Annotated in this window: 5 protein-coding genes; all 5 read left to right on the plus strand. The window is 37.3% G+C overall.

Annotated features, from left to right (window positions below):
• The coding region (locus tag B8955_RS06575; protein WP_143238427.1) for a C40 family peptidase at positions 1-444 on the plus strand (444 nt) is incomplete at its 5' end.
• A 206-nt stretch (positions 445-650) separates the two neighbouring features.
• Positions 651-1,361, plus strand: a complete 711-nt coding sequence (yycF, locus tag B8955_RS06580; RefSeq protein WP_084099441.1) for a response regulator YycF — start codon at positions 651-653, stop codon at positions 1,359-1,361.
• Positions 1,361-3,232 (plus strand): cell wall metabolism sensor histidine kinase WalK, encoded by a 1,872-nt coding sequence (gene walK / locus B8955_RS06585; protein WP_084099442.1) that lies wholly within the window; start codon positions 1,361-1,363, stop codon positions 3,230-3,232. The genes yycF and walK overlap by 1 nt, the downstream gene beginning before the upstream one ends.
• Positions 3,222-3,434: a hypothetical protein gene (locus tag B8955_RS06590; protein ID WP_084099443.1), complete on the plus strand. Its 213-nt coding sequence runs from the start codon at positions 3,222-3,224 to the stop codon at positions 3,432-3,434. Before walK ends, B8955_RS06590 begins: the two co-directional genes overlap by 11 nt.
• Positions 3,435-3,487: 53 nt before the next feature.
• On the plus strand, positions 3,488-3,755 hold a 268-nt coding region (locus B8955_RS06595; RefSeq protein ID WP_010716061.1), incomplete at its 3' end, for an IS6 family transposase.

Below are 3,755 nucleotides of genomic sequence, written 5' to 3' on the forward strand. Positions count from 1 at the left end.
GCCCAAGCAGAAGCAGAACAACAAGCGCAAGCCGAAGCCGAAGCAGCAGCCCAAGAGGAAGCACAACAACCAAGTGCTTCTGCATCATCAGTTTTAGAATATGCTGAACAATTTATTGGTACGCCTTATGTATGGGGTGGCAAAACTCCTAGTGGTTTTGACTGTTCAGGATTTGTTCAATACGTTTACCAACAAACAACAGGCGCTGATGTTGGTTCATGGACAGTTGCTCAAGAATCTGCTGGCCCAACAATTTCAGTATCACAAGCTCAACCTGGAGACTTATTATTCTGGGGTGATCAAGGAAGCTCATACCACGTAGCAATTTACGCAGGTAATGGTAGCTACATCCATGCATCAAACCCTGGTACACCTTTAGGTTACGCATCAATTAGCCCATACTTCCAACCATCATTTGCAGTAAGTATGGCAGCATACAGATAAAAATAACAACAAAAAGATTGAGCGTTTTTTACCCCCGCTCGGTCTTTTTTTGTGTTTTGTGATAGCGTTGGCAAACTATAGGAAAAGCTGTATAATAGGAAGATGAACAGTGGGTGTAATGTATCATCTACTGAATAAAGGTGAAGAAAGAACGCCTTTGTCTGCTAATTTTAAATTAGTGATTATGTATAAAGGAGACCCTTCCTATGAAAAAAGTTTTAATCGTAGACGATGAAAAACCGATTTCGGATATTATTTCATTTAGTTTAAAAAAAGAAGGTTATGAGATTGCCGTAGCTTATGACGGCGAAGCCGCGCTTGAACAATTTGAATCAGAACATCCTGATTTAATTATTTTAGATTTGATGTTACCTAAAATTGACGGGTTAGAAGTTTGCCGACAAATTCGGAAAACCAGTCAAGTACCTATTATTATGTTGACAGCCAAAGATAGTGAAATTGATAAAGTATTGGGATTAGAATTAGGGGCTGATGATTATGTGACGAAGCCATTTTCTAATCGTGAATTAACGGCTCGTGTTAAAGCCAATTTAAGAAGAAATGTCGTTGAACAAGTGCCAGAAGAGGAAGAAGAGGAACCGGCAGAGATTGTTATCGGTGACTTAGTAATCCACGAAGATGCCTTTATGGCTTCCAAAAATGGTGTTGAAATTGATTTAACTCATCGTGAATTTGAATTACTACACTATTTAGCGAAACATAGCGGCCAAGTGATGACCCGAGAACATTTATTACAAACAGTTTGGGGTTATGATTATTTTGGTGATGTTCGAACAGTTGATGTGACTGTTAGACGTTTACGTGAAAAAATAGAAGAAACTCCTAGTCATCCGAATATTTTAATGACGAGACGTGGGGTAGGATATTTTGTTAAAAAACCGAATCAGGAGTCATAATGGAGAAGCGAACAACTAAAGTTCATATTCCTTTTTTTCGGTCGATTCATTTTAAAATTCCATTAGTATTTATTTTGCTCTTATTAATTTCTTTACAATTAGTAGGAGCATATTTTATACGTCAATTAGAGTCTGAAATGTTAGTCTCATTTGATGATCGGATTGCGACTCAGACTCATTTTTTGGAAGATAATGTTCGCGGAATTTTACAAAATGATTCGCTTGAACAATCGGAGAAGAACGATCAATTAAATGAAGTATTAAAACAATTTAATAACTCAGAGATTATAGAAACGCAGGTAATTGATGATAATGCGTTTCTTTTAGCGACGAGTAATCCAACCAATCGTGGACTAATTGGCCAACGTTCCACGGATAAAGATGTGGAACAGACGATTTTTACAGCCTTACAAACGGAATCAGAAGGGTATAATTCAGAGAAAAGTTTACGGATGAAAAAATATGTTTTCCCCGTGTTCTCAGGAGATAATTCGGGTTCTGTTATCGGGGTTATTAACTTACGCGTCACCTTAGAATCGGTTTACGCTCAAGTTCAACGAATCGCCATTATTTATATTACATCATCTATCGTATCGTTAATTTTTGCGATATTCTTAGCTTTCTTTATTTCACGTGGAATTACGCAACCATTGCAAGCGATGAAAGACCAAGCCGATCAAATTTCAGAAGGGGATTATTCTGGGCAAGTCAAAATTTATTCTGAAGATGAAATTGGCCAGTTAGGTAATGCGATTAATTACCTATCTGTTCGTGTTCGTGATGCTCAAGAGTTGACGGAAGCGGAACGGCAACGACTAGATTCCATTTTGAAACATATGACCGATGGCGTTATTGCGACAGATCGTCGTGGTAAAGTCATGATTATTAATGATGCGGCGCTAATGTTTATCAATGCGGTGCGAGAAGATATTATTGGCGAATCGATTATTGATGTCCTTAAATTGAACGGCCGTTATTCGTTTAGAGGATTATTTGATGAACAAGAATCGATTGTGATGGACTTCTCAACTGAAGAACAAGAATCCCTTATTAAAGGGGAATATTCTGTCATCCAACGTGATTCTGGTTTTATTAGCGGATTAGTTTGGGTGTTAACAGATATTACAGAGCATGAGAAAATTGAACGTGATCGCCGACAATTTGTTTCCAATGTTTCTCATGAGCTACGGACACCGTTAACTTCGGTCAAAAGTTATTCAGAAGCGTTATCTGATGGAGCTATTGAAGATAAAGAGATTGCGGATGAATTTCTAACCGTGATTCAAACCGAAACAGATCGTATGATTCGAATGATTAATGATCTCTTACGGTTATCACGGATGGATTCAGGTCGTGAAGATGTGTTACCTGAATTGACATTGTTTAGACAATTTGTTGATTATACATTAGATCGTTTCGATATGATGATGACCAAAGATGATGACATGCATATCGAAATTAAACGTGAATTAACAGATGAAGCGATTTTAGTGGAAATTGACCAAGATAAAATGATGCAAGTGTTCGATAATATTATTAATAATGCGATCAAATATTCTCCAGATGGGGGAACTATTACGGTTCGTCTAATGACTTCTAATGATGAGGTTATCTTATCTATCCAAGATGAAGGTCTTGGTGTGCCTAAACAAGCGCTTCCTCACTTATTCGAACGCTTTTATCGTGTCGATAAGGCCCGTTCTAGAGCGCAAGGAGGAACTGGACTGGGCTTAGCGATTGCTAAAGAAGTTGTTGAATTACATGGTGGTCGTATTTGGGCGAACAGTATTGAAAATATTGGGACCACCTTCTTTATTGCGTTACCAATAGAAACTTTAGGCGGAGAGGATGAGTGGGTCGATGAAATTTAATAAAGCACCAATCGTTCATGGAATCCTGATTGTTTTGGTGACAATTAGTTTAATTGTGACTTACTTTATTATTGCTTCGCCAGTAGAATTAATTAATTGGATTAATGGGACGTTTGATAATGAAGAAGTGGCGTTACAAAATGAGACGGAAGACACGAGTAATGCGCAACAAAATCAAGATGGTTCTGTTGCAAAGTTTTAAATCTACTATCAAATAAGGTAGAATAATAGAAAAAGATAGCAGGAGGAATGACGATGAATCATTTTAAAGGAAAGCAATTTCAGCAGGATGTGATTATTGTAGCCGTGGGCTACTATCTTCGTTATAACCTTAGCTATCGTGAAGTTCAAGAAATCTTATATGATCGTGGCATTAACGTTTCTCATACGACGATTTATCGTTGGGTGCAAGAATATGGCAAACTACTCTATCAAATTTGGAAAAAGAAAAATAAAAAATCCTTTTATTCATGGAAAATGGATGAAACGTACATCAAAATTAAAGGAAAATGGCATTATTTGT

It is taken from the genome of Aerococcus suis (assembly GCF_900176325.1).
In the GTDB taxonomy this organism is placed as follows: Bacteria; Bacillota; Bacilli; order Lactobacillales; family Aerococcaceae; genus Aerococcus; species Aerococcus suis.

What these genes read in the sequence shown, in the direction of transcription:
- yycF (WP_084099441.1), top strand. Translation starts at nt 651, where the DNA reads ATGAAAAAAGTTTTAATCGTAGACGATGAAAAACCGATTTCGGATATT.
- walK (WP_084099442.1), top strand. Translation starts at nt 1,361, where the DNA reads ATGGAGAAGCGAACAACTAAAGTTCATATTCCTTTTTTTCGGTCGATT.
- B8955_RS06590 (WP_084099443.1), top strand. Translation starts at nt 3,222, where the DNA reads ATGAAATTTAATAAAGCACCAATCGTTCATGGAATCCTGATTGTTTTG.